The sequence below is a fragment of the Rhodococcus sp. ACPA4 genome (genome assembly GCF_002300185.1).
GTDB lineage: Bacteria > Actinomycetota > Actinomycetes > Mycobacteriales > Mycobacteriaceae > Rhodococcus_F > Rhodococcus_F globerula.
In genome coordinates this window covers 1628933-1650581 of the sequence record NZ_NSDY01000001.1, presented here as the reverse complement: position 1 = coordinate 1650581, position 21649 = coordinate 1628933, and the positions used below count along the sequence as shown (strand labels likewise).

The following is a 21649-nucleotide window of genomic DNA, read 5'->3' as shown; positions in this document are numbered from 1 at the left end:
ATGGCAGTGCAGTACGACGCAGTAGTGGTCGGGGCGGGCTTTGGCGGAATGGGCGCAGCCATTCAACTCAAGCGGTTGGGCCTGAACAACCTGGCGATCCTCGAACGCGAGGATGATCTGGGTGGAACGTGGCACGTCAATCGCTATCCGGGATTGGCGGTCGACATCGCGTCGGTCACCTACTCGTATTCGTTCGAGCCCAATCCGCACTGGTCGCGGCTTTTTGCGCCAGGTGCGGAGTTGAAGAAGTATGCCGACCATGTCGCGGACAAGTACGACCTACGACGCCATATGACGTTCGGCGCCGTGGTGAACGGCGCGCGGTGGGACGAGGACGAGGCGCACTGGGTGGTGTCCGTGGAGGGGCAGCCTGAGATCACCGCGACCTATCTACTGACGGCGACGGGCTTTCTCTCTCAGCCGCATCGGCCGGATATCTCCGGCATCGACGAATTTGCGGGCAAGATCATTCACACCACGGCGTGGGACGATTCGTACGATCTTGCCGGTACAAAGACGGCAATCATCGGAACCGGCGCTACTGCAGTGCAACTCATTCCCGAAGTTGCGCGCCAAGCCGCGGATCTGACCGTGTACCAACGCACGCCAATCTGGGTTGTTCCCAAGCTCGACGTCCCCATTCCGTCGGCCGTCCAGAAGCTCTTCTCCCGAATTCCGTTGACCCAGCGGATCGCGCGAGCTGTCAGTTCCGGAATTCTGGAAATGATCATGGTGAGCGCTGTCTTGCACTACAAGCAGGTGAAGTTGCTCAACAAGGGCGCCGCAGCAGCATCGCGTGCCTTCCTGCGCTCGCAGGTCCGCGACGCGGCGCTGCGTAAGCAGCTCACTCCCGACTACGATTTCGGATGCAAGCGACCTACCTTCTCCAACAGCTACTTCCGTACATTCACCAAACGAAACGTTCACCTCGAGACCGCGTCTATCGACCACATTGCCGCCGACGGTATCGTCACGGTTGACGGTCGTAAGACCGAGATCGACACTCTGGTGCTGGCTACTGGGTTCAATCTGTGGGACGTCAACTTCCCGGCCATCGAGGTTATCGGCCGAGAGGGCAGAAATCTCGGAAAGTGGTGGCGTGACAACCGTTTCCAGGCGTATGAGGGAGTGTCCGTCCCGCATTTCCCTAACTTTCTTACCCTCGCGAGTCCCTATTCGTACAGCGGGCTGTCCTACTTCACGACCATCGAATCGCAGATGCAGCACATCGAGCGACTGTTCGGTGAATTGAAGCGGCGAGGAGCCGACACCTTCGAGGTCACCGAGGCCGCCAATACCGAGTTTCTCGACCGAATGACCGAAAACCTGGCGGACTCCGTTTTCTACGGCGGCAGTTGCCAGACCGCGCGAAGCTATTACTTCAATCAGCACGGTGAGGCGGCTATCCTGCGGCCGACATCGACGCGCAACGCATTTGTCGAGGCGAAGCGCTTCCCTCTCGAGGCCTATTCGATCTCCTGAGCTTGTTTCCTGGCCGAGGGCGACGGTGCGCTGCGGTAAAAAGGGATATCCTGATTTTGGGCTTCTCGAGATCAGTGCCAGCGAATCTTCGGGGAGGGTTGGTTGGTGCAAGGTTGATGTCGGAAATCGATCCGTTTGGTACGCAGCGTGCTGATCCGTTCAGCACGGCGCACGATACGTCGAACGTCGTCTCCGAACTGGAGATGTCGGGGCTGGAGGACGCTCGCGAGATCGGGCGTGGAGGCTTCGGCGTCGTCTATTGCTGTTCGCAGCCGCGCTTGGATCGCATCGTTGCTGTCAAGGTCCTGACCGCGAGCGTTGAACAGGAAAACGATGCTCGCTTCGTCCGGGAACAACACGTGATGGGGAGGCTGACCGGCCATCCGAACATCGTCAACGTTTTGCACGTCGGCACCACGGCAAGCGGTCACCCGTACATCGTGATGCCGTATCACCCGAGAGGATCTCTGGAAACAAGAATTCGTTCGACGGGTCCGCTGTCGCTGAACGAGACTCTTCGGCTCGGAGTGAAAATTGCCGGCGCTCTCGAAAGTGCTCATCGACTCGGGATCCTCCACCGAGACGTCAAACCTGCGAACATCCTGTTCACCGACTATGGCGAGCCGGCGATCACGGATTTCGGTATCGCGCACATCGTGGGCGGATTCGAGACGTCCACCGGTACCGTGACGGGATCGCCGGCGTTCACGGCACCCGAAATTCTCAGCGGAGAGCCGCCCAGCGTTGCGGGAGATATCTACGGTCTCGGTGCAACATTGTTCTGCGCTGTGTCCGGGCACGCGGCATTCCAACGTCGCAGCGGCGAGGAATTGATCGCGCAGTTCTTGCGCATCACGACCGAGCCGATTCCCGACCTCCGTGAACTGGGAATCCCGGAAGGGATGTCCGCGGCGATCGAGCACGCGATGTATGGCGACCCACTTCGGCGGACTGCTTCTGCCCGCGAATTCGGCGAAGACCTTCGGAAGATCCAGTCGGTTAAAGGTTTTCCCGTTACCGATATGGCGCTGCTGGCAACTGAAGCGGGTGAGGAAAGTCAGCAGAACTCCGGAGCGTCAGATGGCAATGTCCTCGTCAGATACGCAGGCTCGTCTGCGACAACCACGTCCCCGCCCCCTTCCGGCAATTTGCCGTTGGAACTGACCAGCTTCATCGGTCGGCGGCGAGAGTTGACCGAAACCAAAGCGAAGATTCTCGAATCGCGGCTGGTCACATTGACGGGTATCGGTGGCGTAGGAAAGACTCGGCTGGCGGTGAGAGTCGCAGCGGATCTGCGACAGAAATTTGACGACGGAGTGTCCGTAGCCGAACTGGGCGAACTCCAGGACGCGTCTTTGCTTGCCGAACTTGTTGCGTCCTCGCTCGGGATCAGAGACCGAACCGGCCCCCTCGACGACGTATTGGCTGACTTTCTTGCCAATCGGAACGTTCTGCTTTTGCTGGACAACTGCGAACACCTGGTTGATGCAGTAGCCGATCTGGTCACGTTTCTTCTGCGTGTGTGTCCGGACCTTCGCATTCTCGCAACCAGTCGTGAACCGCTCGGTATCGGTGGCGAGACTGTCCTTCGGGTGCCGCCGTTGTCCGTGCCCGCCCCCGACCGCGAAACGTCGATTCACGGTCTGTCCAGATTCGACGCGATCACGCTGTTCACTGATCGCGCCGCCGCGGCATTGCCTGGATTCGAGCTGACTGAGGGAAACAAGGTCACGGTTGCGCGGATTTGTCAGCGGCTCGACGGATTGCCCCTACCCATCGAATTGGCTGCAGCCCGATTGCGTTCGATGTCCGTCGAACAGATCCTGGATCGGTTGACCGACCGGTTCAAGCTTCTCACACTCGGTAGTCGTAATGCGCCGTCCCGTCAACAGACCTCGAGGTTGTGCATGGACTGGAGTTACGACCTCTGCACCAGGTGGGAACAGCAGTTGTGGGCGCGGCTGTCCGTTTTTGCCGGTGGCTTCGAACTCGATGCAGTGGAAAGCATTTGCTGCGGCGATCACAGTGCGGACGAGTTGCTCGACGGAATGGCCTCGCTGGTCGACAAGTCGATCCTGATCCGCGAAGAATCGGAAACGGTCGTGCGTTTCCGGATGCTCGATACGCTCCACGACTACGGCCGCGAGAAGGCAGAGGAATCCGGCGACTACGGTTTGTTGCGGCGGCAACATCGCGACTGGTATCGAAAGATGGTGCTGGAAGCGGAAACCGAATGGATCAGTGCCCGGCAGAAGGACTGGATTGATCGATTGGGGAGAGAACAATCAAATCTCCGCGACGCGATGGACTACGCGGAGTCGACGCACAGTGACGACCGCCTCGGGCTGCAGATCGCCGGCGCACTCTTCCCATTCTGGCTCTCGCGTGGACTTTTCAGCGAGGGGCGCTATTGGCTCGATCACCTCCTGGACATCGATGTCGAGCATCCGACCGTCGACAGAATCAAAGCGCTATGTGCCAGTGGCGTTCTCGCCGAAATCCAGGGTGCGCTCGATGTCGCGGCGGCGCGTGTTGCCGAAGCGGTCGAGCTGTCCCAAAAGCTGGATGTGTTCGATCACCTGGACTTGTCCGAGCATCTCGACGAGTGGACCTCGCAGGCTAGGGTGATCCAAGCGCAAGGCTGCCTCGAACTGTTTCTCGGCGACACTGCGCGCGCGTGTGACTACCTCCGGAAGGCGTTGGACCTGGTCGGCACCGGCGATGATCTCGCCTTGCGGGTGTGGATTCTGAACACGCTCGGGATGGCGTACGAAGCCAACGGCGAGACGGACCAGTCGATCTCCTGCCATGAGCAGGTTCTTGCGATCACGCAGCGCACCGGCGAATCGGTGTACCGGTCCTACTCGCTGTGGTCGATGGGCGTCGCGGTCTGGCGTCAAGGAGATCTCGCTTACGCAGCGGACCTTGTCAAACAGGCATTGCGTATCGCCGAACGCGTCGAGGAACCGCTCACAGCGACGGTGTGCCTGGACGCGCTTGCATGGATTGCCGGCGCCGAACACGACGAACGTCGCGCCGTGGTCTTGATGGGCGCCGCCGAGGCGATCGTCGACATGGTGAACAGTTCTCCGGTTCTGTTTCCGAGCTTGGGAAACTACCGGCAGCGATGCGAGCAGGAAACGCTTCGTGCGCTTGGCGGCCAGGCTTTTCGCAGTGCCCGGAATCAAGGGCACGCCCTGGACTTTCACGAGTCCGTAGCCTTTGCGCTGCAAGAGAATCCGTCGGCTACAGGCCAAGAGGCCGGATTGAGTGCGCGCGAACAACAGGTTGCCGACCTCGTCGCTGTCGGCCTGGATAACAAAGCCATCGCGGATAACCTGGCAATCTCGGTTCGGACCACGCAACGGCATATCGAGCACATTCTGACAAAGCTCGGTTTCACCTCGCGCTCACAACTCGCGGCGTGGGAGTTGGAGCAGCCCTCGTAGCGCTGGGGATCATGACTTGTCGCAATGGATGCAGTCGGGCGGAACCGTGCGGTACTCCCGTGCGTCCAACTGGGTGAAGCCAGTGGACAAGGGGGAGTGCTGTGAGGCCGTGGGGCGCTTGTCTGTCGGTTTCTGTGGTCGCTCTACTTGGGGGATGTTCCTCGACGGTTGTGGGTGAGGCTTACCCGGTCGACTCGATCGGAATGTTCGATCCGTGCGCAGTTCTGAGTCACGATGAGCTGTTGAGCTTGGGTGTTGATCCCGGCACGCAGCGTGTGGACCTCCTAAACACGCACATCGATGGATTCAACGTGTGTAGCTGGGAGGGCTCGTGGTTCTATCTCGGACTCACGTCAGCGGATCGTTCACTCGATGCTGTGGAGAAAAATTCCACGATTCGAGATTTGCGTCGAGACGAAATCGCGGGACGAAGCATTCTTGTGTACCAGGAACAGGGCGATGACGGGGATTTGGCATGCAACGTAGCCTTCGCGACAGCTCAGTCAACCGCGATGGTTCGTGTGGGTGCAAAGTTTAGTATCGACCGGCCTGAAACGCCATGCGCACTAGTAGAGCGGGCGGCGCAAACTATCGTTCCGCTGCTGTCCTGAAGGGGTGGGATTTTGTCTTGACCGAAAATCGAGTTATTGAGAGTGAGTGTGAGATCAGTGTCAAATTCGGATCAGGTATTCGGCGTTGACCCGAATGTTGCAAAACCGCTGGCGATTGCATGTGAGGTACTGATCGCCGAGTATCGATCGTTAGTAAACGATGCCCAACACATCAAGCAGTTTGGAGGTTTCGGTACTCTGAACTCCGGTCTTGCTCTCCAAGGAAAATTTCAAGAAAAGGCATTTGGTAGTCCAGACTCATTGGTGAATGCGTTGGAAAGTCACATCGCCGCAGTCGATGGCATGCGCGCGTACTTTCAGAAGTGCATCGACAATGCAGTAACACAAGACCAAACCAATGTTGACTCTCTCAGGGGTGTGGGTCAGACCAACTGAATTATGTTCATTATCGGACGGATTGACACATATTGCCATACTATGTTCAACAGCTATCAATTGCAGTTCCTGTTGAACGAATTGTCAATGGTAATTCCGAAAAATGATCAAGAAGAACAATTGATCACGGATCTGAAAACTGCGCCGCGAAATCTGCAATCCGTCGACACGGATATCTCTGGTTCGTTGGAGATTGAGTGTGGTCGCGCCCTGTTAGATTCGAGAGGTTACGACCTGCGCAATCGTCGGGCGGCAGCAGTTGGTCTGAAGGGAAGCGAACATGACAGTGCAATATTGCCGGCGATAGTTACGTCGACTTATGCGTCCATGTCCTCGACTTCACCCCGGCAGGAACCATGACAATCGGGTATCTGTTCTGGCGGTCCAGGCGCGAGGTGACAGAACTGTGCAGCAACTGACTCATCGCGGAAATCGGACCTCGTCGCGGCGCCCCGATCACGATGGTGAACGCGTCGTACTTCTCCGCCGTCGACACGATGAGATCTGCCGGGTCATCGTGCTTGCAGTCGTATGTCCAGTTGCCGGGGTGAGATGTCAAAGCAGAGAGTGCGCGTTCACGTTGAGTGATCATCGCGGAATTCAGGCGTTTCTCGAACTGAGGTGAATCGGTTTCCACGGGTTGGTCCTCGGCATCGATGCAGTGAACGACATGAAGTGATGCATCTTCCGCGGTGGCCAGCGAGAGGGCAAAGTCCAGCACGTCGACGCTCGACGGTTCGCTGCCGATGCCCACCACGACATGGCGTGGATTGGCGATGCCTGTTGCCGGACTCTCGAGGTGGAAGGTGTGCTCGGGGTGTGGTCCGTCATGATGCTTCTTCATCGCGAGTTCTCCTTAACCAGGCGAACGAATCTACGAATTCGGAACTTTGACAACTACTTTACGGCTGTCGCCACTGAGTTTCCGGAGGCGGATTCCGCAGGAGAGGCCGTGGGACGGTATAAACGTCCTATGAGTCTTGACCCCGCGATTGCAGCAAAACTGAAGCGAAATGACGCCGGACTGTTCAGCGCAGTCGCGCAGGAAAAGTCCACAGGCGATGTGTTGATGGTCGCGTGGATGGACGACGAAGCACTCGCTCGCACTTTGGAAACCCGTAAGGGAACGTACTATTCGCGTTCACGTCAGCAGTACTGGGTCAAGGGGGAGACGTCGGGCCACACCCAGTATGTCCACGAAGTTCGCCTCGACTGTGACGGCGATTCAGTCCTTCTGATCGTCGATCAGGAAGGCGCTGCGTGCCACACCGGCACACACACCTGCTTCGATACCGACGTACTGCTCGCTGCAGAGTAGGAAAACTTCACCGAAGGGGAGCATTATGGCCGCGACGAAGACTCCGCAACCGCTCGATTATTCGTTTACCTCTCCGATCGAGAAGGACGGCGCGTTTGCGACGTATCTGACCGTGCCGGGGTCGGCGGACCTGCTCGGTACCCGGCGAGCAGTCAAGGTTGTCGGCACGCTGGACGGTGAGCACCCCTTCGAAGCGACCTTGATGCCCTCAGGCGACGGACCGCATTGGTTGCCACTGCGGGTAGCGCTGTGCAAAGCGATCGGTAAGAGCGCGGCAGGCGAAGAAGTGTCGGTTCACCTGCAGCAGCGTTTGAGCTGACTTTTCCCTTGATGAAGGAGCGTCATGGTCGCTGAAGCAGTTGACTCTTTGCCATTGGTAACCCGGCGCCTGAGCGGGGTCAGTGGCGACGAGGGGAAAACGCGATCGCTCCACATGTCGCGTGAACTCGCGGCTCCGATCACGACGGTGTGGTCGGCAATAGCCGACTTGGATCGCATTCCACAGTGGTTCATGCCTGTTTCAGGCGACGCCCGACTCGGTAGTCGCTATCAACTCGACGGCAATGCCGGTGGTGAGATTCTGGCGTGCACCGCGCCGCACACACTGAAGATCACCTGGGAATACGGCGGTGACGTCAGCTACGTGACGATCAAATTGATCGAAACCTCCAGCGGGGAAACACTATTCGATTTCGATCACACTGCCGATGTCGACCCGGATCGTTGGAGTGAATACGGGCCAGGTGCCGTTGGGGTCGGTTGGGACATGGGATTGCTGGGATTGGCGCAACACGTCGAACAGGGAACCAACACACCGCTGGAGACGCCGGAGTGGTCGGCAAGTGACGAAGCCAAGGCATTCATGGCAGCCAGTAGTGAGTTGTGGGCTGACGCCGTGATTGCTGCCGGCGACGATCCTGCGCAGGCGCGAGCCGCCGCCGCACGAACAACCGCTGCATACACCGGGTAGAGATCATCTCCGCGGACTAACATCGGAATAGTCTGGTTGTTGCGGGACTTCCGCGCCACGAGCGGAGACAACGATGGTGTACCGGCTCATCGAAAGTGCGACGGTATTCGTTCACTTCAGCTTCATTCTCTACGTGGTCTTCGGTGGTTTCGTGGCGTGGAAGTGGCGTCATACAATTGTTTTTCACCTCGTCGCAGTCGCGTGGGGTGCAGGTTCGGTCCTGATCGGATATGACTGCCCGCTCACGCATCTCGAGAACTGGGCCCGTCGGATGGCGGGAAGTTCCGAATTACCGCCCGCAGGGTTCATCTCTCACTACATTGCCGGCGTTTTCTATCCGGTCAGTATCGAAGCGATTGTCCAGGGCGTTGCCGCGACAGTGGTCGTGGGTTCCTGGGTGGGATACGTCTTGCTCGGACGGCATGTGAAGTCTGCGTCGGTGGGGGCGCAGCCACGCCGTTGATGGTGTTTTCAGGCGAGTCCGGTCTCCCACGTGAAGCCGTCCGGATCGGTGAACGGCGCCCCGTCACCAGTGATGATGATTCGACGCGATCCGGTGCCTTCGGGTGCGACGCCGGCATCTTTGGCCAGGGCCTTCCGGCCGTACAGGGCAACCGTGAGCTTTTTCGGGGGAGCTGTGAACTGGACGTACTTGCGTCCGTAGCTTTTCGACACCTCGAGACCGTGATCGACGTAGAACTGCTTACTGGCCTTGACGTCCTCGACGCCGAGCAACAGCACGAGATCTTCGATCTCCCGGGTCGCTGGGCCGGTGTTCTTCTTCGACGACGTTGCCACTTTCCAGATTGCGCCGTCGGGTGCCTGTACAACACCGCCGTATCCCCAGAACGATTTCTTGACGGGCTTCAACACTGTGGCGCCGGCTTCGAGGGCCGCATCGACGAAGGCGTCGACGATGTTCGGCTGCGACACGACAAGCGAAAGCGTGTGGCCGCGGAACCCTGTTGTCGGTGTCTCCGACGCTCGTACACTCACGCGGTCTCCGACGCCGAAAGCATCGTAAAAGGATTGGGCGGCTGCGGTATCGGGGACTTCGAGGATCACGGACTCTGCGGTGGTCATCTTGGCGCTCCTCGTTGATATGCGAGCGGACTGGGTATCACGTGGTGAATTCATGTCTGTAACGCTAGTTTCGGTGCGGCAACCAACGCTTCTCGATTCCTGATCGGTTTTGTGCGCGCTCCGGGCTGCTACGGGTTTGCCTGGATATCAACAGATCTGGTGTGGGTGTAGAGGTCGCGCAGCAGGGCGACCTCGGACAGATGATGGATCAGCTCGCGGTGGATGTGCAGCACCAGATCGGCCATCGCCAATTCGGGGTAAGGCTCCTTCGCTCCGACTGGTTCCCGCAGGCCGCTCTCGCCAAGACTCCGGACTCCGGCGAGCCAGATATCGAGCTGCGTCTGGAGTTGCTCGAGTGCCTCGGCCCCGGTGCCGGCATACTCCCAGGTCTCGTACGACGCGGCGGCAGCGCCGAAGTGTGAAGCATTCCGCGCGGCAAGCACACCGACAATGACGTGGCCGAGTCGCCATGCGATTGTCGTGAAAGGCGGTGGGACCGGCTCGGGAAAGGCGAAGTCGATCGCGAACTCTCCAGCGCCGACATGCATCGGTGCCGTCGACTGGCCGCGAGGACGGATGCTCCAGGCATTGGGCACCGGGGACCAGAAATACTCGTCGTCGGTGAGACCGACGAGTCGAGTTTTGATCTGATGGTTCCAATGGAATTCCCACTGCTCGCGGAGCGTACGATTCCAGTCGAATTCAGTTGCGTTCATGTACTCACTCTGCCTGCGTCGCTAGCTACGTGCGTCGGAGAGCAATCACGGGAATAGTGCGGATTCCAGCCGTCTTCTCTGCGTACTCTGCAAAACCGGGATACCGCTTGGCCTGCTCGTTGAAGATCTTGTCGCGTTTGTCGCCGGTCACGTCGCTGACAGCAACCGAGTACTTTTCGGTGCCGACTTCGATTTCGGCGTGGTCCGTTGCAGTGAGGTTGTAGTACCAATCCGGATTGGTGGGGGCGCCGGCTTTGGACGCAAAGACGTAGATGGTGTCGGGGTCTTCCTCATCGGCCAGGTACATCATCGGGCTGACGAATTCACGTCCGGACTTTCGGCCTCGATGGTGGACCAACACCATCGGTGCGCCTTCGAAGGGGCCTCCCACGTGACCTTGATTTTCTCGGAATTGGGCAATGATGTCTGCGTTCCAGTCGTCAGTACTCATCGTCGTCTCCTGGTTAGGACTGTGGGGGTTTCGATAACAAAATCTTGGCACACCTTGGGATGCGAGGGATTGTGTTCAGACATACTTGATCTATTATCTACGCATGAACGCAGATAGTCAGATTTGTAGGCGGAAGCTTCCCGACGATCAGGTGGACCTCGTCGTCGAGGTGTTTCGGATGCTCGCTGACGCGACGCGTGTGCAGATTCTCTGGGCGCTGGTCGATCGAGAGTGCTCGGTGAACGAACTGGCGGAGCGCGTCGGAAAGCCCGCGCCGTCAGTGTCGCAGCACCTGGCAAAACTACGGATGGCTCGATTGGTGCGAACCCGTCGTGAAGGCACCACTGTGTTCTACCGCCTCGAGAACGACCATGTGCGCCAACTGGTTACCGACGCAGTCTTCAATGCCGAGCACGCCGGTCCAGGCTTGCCGGGGCATCACCGCACCGCCGGAGAACTCCGTGAGATACATCCTGAGCGCGTGCCTCGCGGAAATGAGGAGGAGGGGGCGTCATGACGCACGAACCCACTGTTGGTCACGGCCACGGCCACGGCCACGGCCATGGCCATCCTCGCGGTGGTTTCCGGTCTGCCGTGCGTGACGTGTTTGCGCCACACAGTCATGACGCGGCCGACAGCGTCGACGACGCTCTCGAATCGAGCAGGATCGGTATCCGGGCAGTCAAGATCAGCTTGGTGGCGTTGGGAATCACTGCTTCGGTGCAAGTGGCGATCGTTGCGATCTCCGGGTCGGTGGCGCTGCTGGCGGACACCATTCACAACTTTTCGGATGCGCTTACCGCGATCCCGCTGTGGATTGCCTTTGCTCTTGGACGACGAGCGGCAACGCGTCGATATACCTACGGATTTGGCCGTGCCGAGGACTTGGCCGGACTGTTCGTCCTGGCCATGATCGCGCTGTCTGCGGTGGTTGCCGGTGTCGAGGCAGTTAGGCGGCTCATCAACCCGATCGAGATCGATCATCTGGGATGGGTTGCTGCCGCAGGTCTGGTGGGCTTCGTCGGCAACGAACTTGTGGCGTTGTACCGGATCAGGGTCGGTCGGCAGATCGGTTCCGCCGCACTGGTCGCCGACGGATTACACGCTCGGACAGACGGATTCACGTCATTGGCAGTTCTGCTCGGTGCCGGGGGAGTTGCGTTGGGATTCCCGCTTGCAGACCCGATCATCGGACTTGTCATCACCGCTGCCATAGTTGCCGTGCTCCGCAGCGCCGCTCGTGACGTGTTGCGACGTCTCATGGACGGCGTCGAACCGGAGTTGGTGGACGACGCTGAAACCGCTTTGCGTGCGGAACCCGGCGTTCTCGGGGTTCGCGGCTTGAAGATGCGGTGGATCGGTCATCGGTTGCACGCAGATGCCGAACTCGATATCGATCCATCTGCGAGTCTTGCGGAGGCCCACGCGATTGCGCACAGCGCCGAACACACATTGACGCACGCGGTTCCGAAGCTGTCCTCAGCGTTGGTTCATGCGTACCCCGCTCACACTACGCTCGACAGGCACACAACAACATGACCACTTTGTTCTGAATATCCTGTTCACTAGGGGTTTCCTCGGTACGCTACGAAGCGTCGATCGGACGTATCTCACGCCGCCACGGAACGGGGAAACCAGTGATCGCTCGGTACAGAAGGTCGCTCGTCGCCCTGATAGTGGTGTCATTGACGGTGGCCTTGGCTGCCTGCGCAACGGGTGATCCGGTATCTGGTGCCGGCGCCAATTACGGATCGGACGGGGCGCCGGCCGACTTCCGGGAACCGATCAAACTCAGTAGCGTGGACGGTGTTCTCGAGGTGCGATTGTCTGCGCACCAGGGATCGGTGCCGCTTGATACTGCGTCGGGAACAGTGTCGGACTTCTTGCTCTTCGGATACGACGTCATTCGTGGCGCAGCGTCTGATGGGTCGAGTTCCGGAACCGATGTGTATCCGGCTCCGACATTGCGGGTTAATCCTGGCGAGCGTTTGATTGTCCACTACGACAACGACTTGCAAGATCTCACGATCGAGGACTTCTACGATCCCGCATTCACTCCGGCGGGTGGTGAAGTACCGATCTATCCTCCGGTGCTGACGTCTGCGCCGCTCAATCTGCACACTCATGGCGTGCACGTCAGTCCGGACGGTAATGCCGACAACGTGTTGCTCAACATTCCCGCCGGGCAGGGGAATGTTTACGACTACGCGATTCCCGGAACGATGCCCAACGGTTTGTACTGGTACCACAGCCACCGTCACACGCTCACTGCTCAACAGACATATATGGGACTCGCGGGACTGCTGGAAATCGGCCGCCCCGATGGGAATTTGCCGATAGTGACGGCCAATGACATACCAGTTCGCGATATGGCACTGCAGTACAACTTCATTTTTGACCGCAAAGGCCTGGGCCGAAAACTCAATGACGCGATGTGGCCACAATTTGTCAGCACTTTGGATCCGCCGACGGGTCAGGAACTTGCCGACGGCTCGTACCGCCCGAGTCTCGCGCCGGTGAATTTCTCGGAAACCACGGAGGGCTCACAGTATTTCACCAACTGGTACAGCGGGCCCTTGTCACCGGCCAACCATCGTGGTCAGAATCAGTTTGTCCCCGCAAATCTGCAGAGTTTCGTTGGCGAATCGACGAACGTTCCGGCCGATCTGTCGCTGCCGGACAATCAACGCGATGTGCAGTACACCGTGAACGGACAGTTCCAACCTTCGTTGAGACTGAAGCCGGGTCAGACCGAAATCTGGGTACTCGCCAATATCAGTGACTTCGCATACATGCCGGTTACGTTGACGGAAACCGCGACAGGCCACCATCCGCGGTTCGCGATAGTGGGTCAGGACGGAAACCCGTTCTCCGAGGTCAGGCCGCCGGTGGACGGTGACGGAACCAGGCTCGTGATTCCGCCGGCGTCGCGATACGCGATCGCGGTGACGATGCCGGAGTCCGGTGATCTGGTGCTGGAAATGCCGCCGCTCGACGGTGCACAACCGGTGAGCAATCCTGGCATTCTCTACACCAACAACGGTACCGATAATCCGCCTGCTGAGCTCGGAACCGTCACCGTCGACCCGTCGGTGATCAGTTACGCCGACGGATTCTTCACCTTCCCGACCCAGCAGCTGATCCGAGCAACGCCAGACGAAGGTGAAGGCAAGACAACACCTTTCGAGTTCGGTCAGAAACTTGATGCCTACACGTCGTTCGTGGATACCGCAGCAGTGAGTCCCGATGTGACCCGCAACCTGACTGTCTCTGGTGGATTCGGAAACAACAAGGCCAGTAACAGTGACCCGAAAGCCTTCACATATGAGTTCGCCGACAACACCTTCCCGAACATCCCCCTGATTCAGCCGCGGCTGAACTCCGTCGAGGAATGGACAATTACCAACCTCAATAATGACGAGCATCCAATGCATATCCACGTCAATGACTTTCAAGTGATGGAGGTTGTGGATCCTGTTGCCGGGACCACAACCGGGGTGCAGCAGTGGGGGATCGACAACGTCAACGTGCCTGCGCCTGTGACGGACGAGAATGAGAACGCGCTCGTACCGGCGTCGGTGACGCTGCGTACCAAGTTCACCGAATACACGGGGACCTTTGTGATCCATTGCCATCGCCTCAATCACGAGGACAACGGTTTGATGGCGACGGTGAACGTGATTCCCGAAGTGTCGACGTATGCGGTTGCGGTGCCCGGCTCTCCCGGCGTGCCTGCAACAGTGCAGATCTTCGACGCGAACGGCGATACGTTGCTGACAACCGTGACGCCATTCCCGTCGTTCGAGGGAACCCCGAGCGTGGCGATGGCAGACGTCAACGGTGACATGGTGCTCGACCTCATCGCTGGAACCGGAGGTGGAGGGGCACCGGAAGTCGTGGCGTATAACGCGGTCGACGGGCCACCGTTCACCGACGAACTGGCACGGTTTGCTCCTTTTGATGCGGGTTTCCGTGGTGGTGTCAACGTCGCCGGCGTCGATATCGACGGAAATGCATTGGCGGACAACATTATCGTGGCCTCCGGCCCGGGTATGGAATCGCAGGTCAAGATCTACTCCACCGTACTGCCGACGGACAAGAAGTCGGCGCCGGCCGAATTCGGATCGTTCATCCCATATCCGGGTTCGAGCAGCGGAGTCACCATTGCCACGGGAATGGTCGACGCGCATTCCGGCCGGGCGAGCATCGTGACTGCTCCCGGACCCGGCGACGAGCCGTTGGTGAAAACGTTCCGGTATGACCTGTACGAGCCGACAGCAGCCGCCGGAAAGACCGACGAACATGAAGGACACACAGGTGGGCCGGTGGCGACCTCGCAGTTCTTGGCATTCGATCAGAGCTATCGAGGTGGGGTATCACTGTCGACCGGTTGGGTGGCCGGTGCGGAAGGCGGCGCGAAATCCATAGTCGCCGGGATGAGCGGCGGAGACGGAACGGTGCGAATCTTCTCGAGCGGATCACGCCTCGACGGATCACCTGAGATGTATCTGGAAAGCCCCGACCACCACTCAACCGACGTTGCCTTTCGGGAGATTGCGTCCTTCGATCCGTTCGAGGGGCTCTCCGGCGTGAGCGTTGCGACTACCAGCACCACAACGGGGGCGGAATTGCTGATTAGCGGTAGCAGCGGAGCGAGTGCCGAAGTTCGGAAGTTTTCTCTGGGACGTGCAGATCCGTCTGCGACGACGCTAACGCCGAGCCTGATCGGAACCATGCCGCCGTATGTGAATGGGATCGGAGTGTTGCCGCTAGGAGGTCGCTAGTGCTTCGGTCGAACATCGAATGCTGTTGTATGTCAGAAGTTCTCGAGCGTAGATCTCCGGAAACCTGTCCGAAATGCCCCTTGAATCGAATGAATGTTCGAGTATACTTGCGGTAAGGGTGGGGAGGCTCTGATGACGACGGTTTGCGATTCAACTGCAGTGGGGGATGTTGTAGCCGGTTCGGCAGTAGGTGTGCGTGGCAGGTTGTGGCGATTGCGACCGGCTGAGGTTCGGGACGTTGCCGTGAGTGCGTCTGCGGAAATTCTTCGGTTGGAAGCGATTCGGGTTGCCGCAGTAGATGAGTTGGCGCTCAATCCTGATGAGCAGGTGCTGTGTTATCGAGGTGTGGGTCGGTGGTTGGCGGCGAATACGATGTTGCAGAATGCGGCCGGTAACAAGATCGCCGCCCTCGGTGCTGCACTGCGGGGGTTCCCGGATATTGCTGCGCAGTTCGAGGCCGGTGATCTCTCGCTCGATCATGCGGCAATGATCGTCGCGTTCTGTGAATCTCCGCCAAAAGGAATGCCCGACAGAGCGTTACCGTCCTGCATGGCAACCCTGCTCGCCGCGGCATCCGGGGTGGAGGCGACCACCATTAAACTCCGCTACGCGATTGCGGTTTTGGAGCGGATCTTCGAATCCGACGACACCCCGCCCGGTGAGGACGACGACCTCAACGTCTTGCGGATTTCGCCGACGTTGAACGGACGGGTCGCGATCAAGGGTGATTTCGATGCACTCACTGGTGAAATGTTGTTGTCGGCTCTCTCGGGGTTGTCGATGCCGAAACCGGCCGCGGACGGAACCCCGGATCAGCGGTCGGCTGCCAAGCGCACTGCCGATGCCTTCACGGAACTGATTCGCCGGTATCTCGACAATGCCATGACCGGTGTTGACGGTGGCCAGCGTCCGCACGTGAATGTGCACATCACTGCGAAAGATCTTGCCGAGCACCGTGAATGCGCGACCACGCGCAGCGAAGCCGCATCGGATGATGGCGAGTTCTACGGCAGTGCGTTCGATGACGATGAGCCTGATGTCGAGGATCTTGATGTCGGGTACATGCCGTGGATGGGACCACTCAGTGTGAGCCTGACCCGGATGCTCGCCTGCGATTGCATGCTCTCGACGGTGTTGATGGACGGCAAGGGTGCGCCGCTGGATGCGACGCCGCACAAACGCCTCGTCACGCCAGAACAGCGCACGGCACTGATCGCCCGCGACAAAGGCTGCGCCTTCCCCAACTGCGATGCAGTACCCGCTTGGTGCGACGCCCACCACATAAAACCGTGGTCGGTCGGAGGCCTGACGGTGATGGACAATCTCACCCTCCTCTGCCGAAATCATCACCGTTTGATCCACAGCACCAGCGGGTTCCGCGGCATCTGGGAAGTCAAGATGGGCACCGATCACAAACCTTGGTTCATCCCACCAGCCGCAATCGACCCGAAACAACGACGCCGACGCTCCACCACCCGCCAAGGGCCAGTGCATCGAGACTGAATCCGGCTCTGCCGGAACTGAATACCGTGTGAGAGCTTCGCATCACCAGTCAAGACGATGCGAAGCCAACACGCATGCGCAGCTCCTGAAGCAAACACCACGGGTTCGCACGGCATATTCGTGGTGAGGGCCAAAGCGGGTAAGTAGGATTCCGCTGATGATGGGGAGGGACCGCTTTGCGTTCAGTGCTGCTGCGTGGTGCTGTGCGATCAGGGCAGCGACCAGATCTGTGTAGTGACGAGATAGAACACCACAACCCAGAACACTGTCACCGCTGCGACGATCGCCAAACCCTGAGCATTTATTTTCGCCGCGGGAACATCGGCCGGCGGACGCAACCAGCGACTCAGCAGACGGTTCACGTAATAAGGCATCGTGAAGAAACTCATGATGAAGCTCGAGAGAAGGTTTCCCACCAACAACCCAAGCCAGAGCGGCATTTTCAGTGGTGACAATGCCAAGGTCAGCAAGACGACAGTCGGGTACAGGCCAACCCACACCGCGATCGCAGTCTTGGTGTCCGATGGTGGTGGGGCTTCGTTGCCGTTCTCGTCGAACGCAAACCAACTGCCGAATGAATTGTCGACGGTGCGCAATTCGAAATCGTGGAACCTACGCCCCTCGGCAAGGAGTTCCTGACGTTCGGGGGAGGTCAGCCAGGTATCGAGATGGGCGGCGCTGTCGAAGCGGTAGAGAGTGGTCCATTCGTCTTGGACTCCGTCGACGGGTCGGAAAAGTTCGGTGCCGCGGAATCCCTCGAACGTGCTTTCCACCTCGCGCAGGCGGTCTTGCCAGGCAAGGAATTCCTCGATGTTGTCATCACTGACTCGGTGTGACACGACAACGGTGAGAAGTGGATCGGGTGGTTTGATCCCGCCACTCACTACCTGTTGGGTACCGGGTCCGTCGAAAAATTGGCGGCCGCGCTCGAGGAAATCCTGACGTGTCGCGCTGTTGATCCAGGCCTGAACATGAGCGATGGAGTCGAAGCGATACACGATTACCCACTCCGGGTGGATGGCCGTCGGCGCGGACACTTCGGTGCCCAGAAATCCGGCGTAGCCCGCGGCAGCCCGGTTGAGGTCCTTTTGCCAGACTTCGAACTGCTCTGCCATTCCGGCGTGTACCCGCTGACCGATGATGACTGTGGCGATGTTGTCGGCGGATGTTTCCGCGGTCATCGGTTCAACCCCGTGTAGATCCGTTCAGGAGTGAGGGGAAGCGACCGGAATCGGGTGCCGGTCGCGTTATGCACAGCATTCGCCAGGGCGGGGGCGACCGGGTTGATGCAACACTCCGCCATGCCTTTCGAGCGGAGTGGGCCGACGGAATCAGCCGAATCGACCAGTATCACCTCGGTGCGAGGAACATCTGCATACGTGGGAATGCGATAGTTTCGCAAGTTCGGGTTCATCATCGCGCCGGCTGCGTCCACATGAAAGTTCTCGGTGAGAGCAAAGCCGATTCCCTGCGCGACGCCACCTTCGATTTGCCCTCGAACTTGTGCAGGATTGATGATCACACCAGCGTCGGTCGCATGAACGCTGGAGAGTATCCGGATTTCGCCGGTTATCCGGTGCACCGCGATGCGGAAGCCGTGAGTATTGGACACCACGCTCCGCGGCGATCCGTAGGCCTTGCGGGCCACGGTAAATCGGATCCCGCGTTGCCTCGCGGCGTCGAGAACTTCCTGCAGAGTCAATCGTGTACTTGCGCAGACGATCTTGTCGTCGTCCATCGAGCACTGATCGACTGCAACGCCAGTGTGGTGTGCGGCAAAGGCAAGTAGGCGATCTCGCAACGCATTCGATGCTCGCAAGACAGCGTTTCCGGCTACAAACAGGCCCGCACTGGCAAAAGCGCCTGTGTCGAAACCGGTACGGTCGGTGTCCGACTGGATGATTCGCACGCGGGACGGTGTGGTTCCCAACTGATTCGCGGCGATCTGGACGTGAGCGGTGGACGTTCCTTCGCCGAATTCGACTGTGCCGATGGCAAGTTCGTACATACAGTCGTCGCCGAGCGTGAGCCACGCCTCCGAGATGTGCTCAGTGGGTGGTGCGGTCTCGTGTAACGAGCTGGCCGTGCCGGTACCGATGAGCCAGTCCTCGCCGAGAGATGGGACCGGCGTGCGATCCAAAGCGGAGTCCACCAGGTCGATGCACTGGCCGAGCCCGTCTTCGGTGAAGATGACGTCATCGGGTCCGTCCTCGAGCGCCACAAGTGAATCGCCTGGCCGCACGATGTTGCGTCGGCGCAGTTCCAGCGGGTCCATGTTCAACGCGAGTGCGAGTTCGGTCATCGCGGACTCCACGGCAAATGCGGGCTGAGTCATCCCGTAACCGCGCAGGGCTCCACTCGGAACGTTGTTCGTGTAGACGGAATACGCGTCGAACTTCTTGTTTGCGCATCGGTACAGCGAGACGGCAGCTCCGCCGGCGAACAACGTTTCACCGCCGTGGTTTCCGTAGGCGCCGGTGTTGGAGATGTTTCGGTACTGAAATGCGGTCAGCGTCCCGTCCGCCGTGGCGCCCAATTTGATGGTCAATTTCATCGGATGTCGCGGAGATGCGGTGGTGAACTCCTCTTCGCGCGTGAACTCGAGGCTGACGGGTCGGCCAGTGTCCAGTGTTGCCAGTGCAACGAGGTCTTCCGTGATCACCTCTTGTTTTCCGCCGAATCCGCCGCCCACCCGTTTGCAGAACACGCGAAGCTGATCCGGGCGCAGATCGAACAGGTGGGAGAGTTTGACCTTGGCAATCGACGGCGACTGCGAGCTGGTGCGTACGTGCAGGCGTTCGTCCTCCATCCAGGCGATGGAACCGTGCGTTTCGAGGTGCGCATGTTGGACCCGGGGCGAGAAGTACGTGCCTTCGTGGATCACGTCCGCCGCTGCAAACCCGGCGTCCACGTCGCCGTCATGCCCATGGATCTCGAGCAGGATGTTGTGTTCGGGGTCGCGGACAAACGGGTCGTCCGATCCGTGCAATGGCGGGGCGCCATCGGCCATCGCCTCCTCTGGATCGAAAACAGCCGGGAGAACCTCGTACTCGACCACAACTCTGCGACGACCTTCTTCGGCTGCGGCAATGGATTCGGCAAGTACGGCTACCACCCGCTGCCCGACGAAGCGCACCACGTTGTCGAGAATGTAGGTGTCGTCGGGATCCACAAGGTGGTCGGTATGGATGGCCGTCGTGAAACGCTTGCGCGGCACGTCTTTCCAGGTATAGACGCGGTGCACTCCGGGAACGGCGAGCGCAGCAGCAGTGTCGATCGAGGCGATGCGCGCGTGGGCGTGCGGTGAATGCAGCACCTTCAGATGCAGCATCCCGCCCGTCGATGTATCGATCGTTGTATCCATCGTGAACTCGGCGCGGCCGGTCACGATATCGGTAGCGGCGGGTGCGCCGACGCTTGTCCCTACTGCTTGCCCGGGTAGTGCGACCTCGATCGCGCTGACTCCGTTGACCGCGTCCTCGATCGCTCGATACCCGGTGCAGCGGCACAGGTTTCCTTTCAGGGCGCGCGGCAGGTCGTCCTTCTGATCGTCGGTCAATGCTGCCGCCGTCATGATCATGCCGGCGGTGCAGAAGCCGCACTGAAATCCAGGCGCGTCGCGGAACTGCGCCTGCATCGGGTGCAGATTCTCCGGAGTGCCGAGGCCTTCGATAGTCGTGACATCCCGACCTTCGGCTCGAAAGGCGGGGGTGATGCAGCTGTGGATCGGAGCGCCGTCAAGCCAGACGGTGCAGGCTCCACAATCGCCCCCGTCACATCCTTTCTTGACGCCGTGATGGCCGAGTGTCCGGAGGAAGGTACGGAGACACTGCCCGGCGAATGGCTGCTCGCTGAAGATCCTGCCGTTCACCACGTAGCTCATAACCGGTCCTCGCTCAGTTCCAGGCGCAGCTCCTCGGCGTAATGCCGGGCGAGGTGAAGGCGGTGGTCAGGGGTGCCGTTCGGGTCGTCGAACCAGGCAGCTTCAGGAATGGCATTGATGACGTGCTGCAGAGAATCGCGGTCCGGGATGGTGGCAAACGACAGTTGGATCGGTCGGGTTGTTCCGGCGGTGATGGTGAGCAGGAGATCAGTAGTCCCCGGTGTCCGAGTAGCGATCATGAAGATGGTGGAACGGCCGAGGTGCGTGAGACTGAATCGGCGGTGGGCGTGACGTTTGGTGAGCGCGTGAATCGGAATGTCGATGCTACGAAGCACCTCGCCCGGTTCGAGGATGTTCTGGTGGTCTCCGATCACAAAATCGGCGGCGTCGACGATTCGTTCGGTGCCGTCGGTGGACCACAGCGTGTATGTCGCCTCGAGTGCGACGCACAGCGTGATCATCGGGCCGGCGGGCAGCGACATGCAGATGTTCCCGCCCACGGTTGCGCTGTTCCAGACTTTGAACGAGGACAGGAAGTACTCACAACTGATACGACAGAGTTGAGCGGCCGGCCAATCACCCGGCGCTACAAACGTATACAGGTCGTGGATCGTGCAGGTTGCGCCGATGGTGAGACCGGTCGCGTGTGTTTCCAGCGGCGTCCAGCCCAGCGTTGTCAGATCGACAAGGCGATCCAGATCGGGCTGTTCTGCTGAAAACAGCCATGTACCACCGGCAAGCCACGCGTCGCCGACCCGCCAGATCGCACCGGGGCGATCCGGTGGTCGCCGAACTACGTCGTTGATGGTGGTGAGGTCCATGCGTCGTGCTCCCCTCGGGGAAGTGACATACCGGACTGCGACATTACCGAGTACACGAAGCGCATTCACATGTTTCGGGTATTTCAGACCAATCGGAATTAAGTCCAACTGGTCGGTGCATGCGATTTCAGATTTTGGGTACGTCTGAGTACGGGGCGGGTTCCGCCTCTTGCATTTTGCGA

Annotated in this window: 19 protein-coding genes; 12 read left to right on the top strand and 7 right to left on the bottom strand. The window is 59.4% G+C overall.

The features are described from left to right. The 4 genes from CJ178_RS07425 to CJ178_RS07410 all read left to right on the top strand — a co-directional run bounded on the left by CJ178_RS07425 (position 1) and on the right by CJ178_RS07410 (position 5938). Positions 1-1482 (top strand): flavin-containing monooxygenase, encoded by a 1482-nt coding sequence (locus tag CJ178_RS07425; protein ID WP_095886455.1) that lies wholly within the window; start codon positions 1-3, stop codon positions 1480-1482. 116 nt (positions 1483-1598) lie between these two features. Continuing rightward, entirely contained in the window at positions 1599-4931 is a 3333-nt protein-coding gene (locus tag CJ178_RS07420) for a protein kinase domain-containing protein (protein WP_095886454.1), read from the top strand. A 101-nt stretch (positions 4932-5032) separates the two neighbouring features. Continuing rightward, positions 5033-5542, top strand: a complete 510-nt coding sequence (locus tag CJ178_RS07415; RefSeq protein WP_373557446.1) for a DUF3558 family protein — start codon at positions 5033-5035, stop codon at positions 5540-5542. 57 nt (positions 5543-5599) lie between these two features. Then, a complete protein-coding gene (locus CJ178_RS07410; protein ID WP_045070155.1) occupies positions 5600-5938 on the top strand; it encodes a hypothetical protein in 339 nt (112 codons plus the stop codon). A gap of 307 nt (positions 5939-6245) precedes the next feature. On the opposite strand, the gene CJ178_RS07405 is transcribed toward CJ178_RS07410, so the two are convergent. Next, positions 6246-6782 carry a universal stress protein gene (locus CJ178_RS07405; RefSeq protein WP_033230903.1) on the bottom strand — a complete coding sequence of 179 codons (537 nt, stop codon included), beginning with the start codon at positions 6780-6782 and terminating at the stop codon, positions 6246-6248. Positions 6783-6911: 129 nt separating this feature from the next. Between CJ178_RS07405 and hisI the strand changes: the two genes are divergently transcribed. From hisI to CJ178_RS07385, 4 genes are all read left to right on the top strand, one after another. Continuing rightward, a complete protein-coding gene (hisI, locus tag CJ178_RS07400; RefSeq protein WP_033230902.1) occupies positions 6912-7256 on the top strand; it encodes a phosphoribosyl-AMP cyclohydrolase in 345 nt (114 codons plus the stop codon). 25 nt (positions 7257-7281) lie between these two features. Further along, positions 7282-7575 carry a DUF1905 domain-containing protein gene (locus CJ178_RS07395; protein ID WP_033230901.1) on the top strand — a complete coding sequence of 98 codons (294 nt, stop codon included), beginning with the start codon at positions 7282-7284 and terminating at the stop codon, positions 7573-7575. Positions 7576-7599: 24 nt separating this feature from the next. Continuing rightward, positions 7600-8226: an SRPBCC family protein gene (locus CJ178_RS07390; RefSeq protein WP_095886453.1), complete on the top strand. Its 627-nt coding sequence runs from the start codon at positions 7600-7602 to the stop codon at positions 8224-8226. 73 nt (positions 8227-8299) lie between these two features. After that, positions 8300-8689, top strand: coding sequence for a DUF2784 domain-containing protein (locus CJ178_RS07385; RefSeq protein WP_095886452.1), 390 nt, complete (start codon positions 8300-8302; stop codon positions 8687-8689). An 8-nt stretch (positions 8690-8697) separates the two neighbouring features. Here the strand turns inward: CJ178_RS07385 and CJ178_RS07380 are convergent, their stop codons facing one another. The 3 genes from CJ178_RS07380 to CJ178_RS07370 form a co-directional block, all read right to left on the bottom strand. Continuing rightward, a complete protein-coding gene (locus CJ178_RS07380) occupies positions 8698-9309 on the bottom strand; it encodes a glyoxalase (RefSeq protein ID WP_095886451.1) in 612 nt (203 codons plus the stop codon). Positions 9310-9437: 128 nt separating this feature from the next. Continuing rightward, entirely contained in the window at positions 9438-10025 is a 588-nt protein-coding gene (locus CJ178_RS07375; RefSeq protein ID WP_095886450.1) for a DinB family protein, read from the bottom strand. A 25-nt stretch (positions 10026-10050) separates the two neighbouring features. Further along, positions 10051-10476, bottom strand: coding sequence for a nitroreductase/quinone reductase family protein (locus CJ178_RS07370; RefSeq protein ID WP_033230896.1), 426 nt, complete (start codon positions 10474-10476; stop codon positions 10051-10053). A gap of 103 nt (positions 10477-10579) precedes the next feature. On the opposite strand from CJ178_RS07370, the gene CJ178_RS07365 reads away from it, so the two are divergent. The 4 genes from CJ178_RS07365 (at position 10580) to CJ178_RS07350 (ending at position 16763) form a co-directional block, all read left to right on the top strand. Then, positions 10580-10993 carry an ArsR/SmtB family transcription factor gene (locus tag CJ178_RS07365; protein WP_095886449.1) on the top strand — a complete coding sequence of 138 codons (414 nt, stop codon included), beginning with the start codon at positions 10580-10582 and terminating at the stop codon, positions 10991-10993. After that, positions 10990-12015: a cation diffusion facilitator family transporter gene (locus CJ178_RS07360; protein WP_095886448.1), complete on the top strand. Its 1026-nt coding sequence runs from the start codon at positions 10990-10992 to the stop codon at positions 12013-12015. The genes CJ178_RS07365 and CJ178_RS07360 overlap by 4 nt, the downstream gene beginning before the upstream one ends. A gap of 137 nt (positions 12016-12152) precedes the next feature. Continuing rightward, positions 12153-15260 carry a multicopper oxidase family protein gene (locus CJ178_RS07355; RefSeq protein WP_373557474.1) on the top strand — a complete coding sequence of 1036 codons (3108 nt, stop codon included), beginning with the start codon at positions 12153-12155 and terminating at the stop codon, positions 15258-15260. Between the two features lie 132 nt (positions 15261-15392). Next, entirely contained in the window at positions 15393-16763 is a 1371-nt protein-coding gene (locus CJ178_RS07350) for an HNH endonuclease signature motif containing protein (RefSeq protein WP_095886446.1), read from the top strand. Between the two features lie 209 nt (positions 16764-16972). Here CJ178_RS07350 and CJ178_RS07345 read toward each other — a convergent pair whose 3' ends face one another. The 3 genes from CJ178_RS07345 to CJ178_RS07335 are packed head-to-tail and all read right to left on the bottom strand — an operon-like array spanning position 16973 to position 21467. Beyond that, the gene (locus tag CJ178_RS07345) at positions 16973-17944 is read right to left on the bottom strand and encodes an antibiotic biosynthesis monooxygenase (RefSeq protein ID WP_045070134.1); all 972 of its coding nucleotides are present in this window, start codon (positions 17942-17944) and stop codon (positions 16973-16975) included. Next, positions 17941-20646, bottom strand: coding sequence for a molybdopterin-dependent oxidoreductase (locus CJ178_RS07340; protein WP_095886445.1), 2706 nt, complete (start codon positions 20644-20646; stop codon positions 17941-17943). The genes CJ178_RS07345 and CJ178_RS07340 overlap by 4 nt, the downstream gene beginning before the upstream one ends. Beyond that, on the bottom strand, positions 20643-21467 hold the full coding sequence (locus CJ178_RS07335) for an FAD binding domain-containing protein (RefSeq protein WP_033230890.1): 825 nt from the start codon (positions 21465-21467) through the stop codon (positions 20643-20645). The genes CJ178_RS07340 and CJ178_RS07335 overlap by 4 nt, the downstream gene beginning before the upstream one ends. Positions 21468-21649: the final 182 nt, after the last annotated feature.

Coding starts and splice junctions, on each gene's coding strand:
- CJ178_RS07425 (WP_095886455.1), top strand. CDS start 1: ATGGCAGTGCAGTACGACGCAGTAGTGGTCGGGGCGGGCTTTGGCGGA.
- CJ178_RS07420 (WP_095886454.1), top strand. CDS start 1,599: ATGTCGGAAATCGATCCGTTTGGTACGCAGCGTGCTGATCCGTTCAGC.
- CJ178_RS07405 (WP_033230903.1), bottom strand. CDS start 6,782: ATGAAGAAGCATCATGACGGACCACACCCCGAGCACACCTTCCACCTC.
- hisI (WP_033230902.1), top strand. CDS start 6,912: ATGAGTCTTGACCCCGCGATTGCAGCAAAACTGAAGCGAAATGACGCC.
- CJ178_RS07395 (WP_033230901.1), top strand. CDS start 7,282: ATGGCCGCGACGAAGACTCCGCAACCGCTCGATTATTCGTTTACCTCT.
- CJ178_RS07390 (WP_095886453.1), top strand. CDS start 7,600: ATGGTCGCTGAAGCAGTTGACTCTTTGCCATTGGTAACCCGGCGCCTG.
- CJ178_RS07385 (WP_095886452.1), top strand. CDS start 8,300: ATGGTGTACCGGCTCATCGAAAGTGCGACGGTATTCGTTCACTTCAGC.
- CJ178_RS07380 (WP_095886451.1), bottom strand. CDS start 9,309: ATGACCACCGCAGAGTCCGTGATCCTCGAAGTCCCCGATACCGCAGCC.
- CJ178_RS07375 (WP_095886450.1), bottom strand. CDS start 10,025: ATGAACGCAACTGAATTCGACTGGAATCGTACGCTCCGCGAGCAGTGG.
- CJ178_RS07370 (WP_033230896.1), bottom strand. CDS start 10,476: ATGAGTACTGACGACTGGAACGCAGACATCATTGCCCAATTCCGAGAA.
- CJ178_RS07365 (WP_095886449.1), top strand. CDS start 10,580: ATGAACGCAGATAGTCAGATTTGTAGGCGGAAGCTTCCCGACGATCAG.
- CJ178_RS07360 (WP_095886448.1), top strand. CDS start 10,990: ATGACGCACGAACCCACTGTTGGTCACGGCCACGGCCACGGCCACGGC.
- CJ178_RS07350 (WP_095886446.1), top strand. CDS start 15,393: ATGACGACGGTTTGCGATTCAACTGCAGTGGGGGATGTTGTAGCCGGT.
- CJ178_RS07345 (WP_045070134.1), bottom strand. CDS start 17,944: ATGACCGCGGAAACATCCGCCGACAACATCGCCACAGTCATCATCGGT.
- CJ178_RS07340 (WP_095886445.1), bottom strand. CDS start 20,646: ATGAGCTACGTGGTGAACGGCAGGATCTTCAGCGAGCAGCCATTCGCC.
- CJ178_RS07335 (WP_033230890.1), bottom strand. CDS start 21,467: ATGGACCTCACCACCATCAACGACGTAGTTCGGCGACCACCGGATCGC.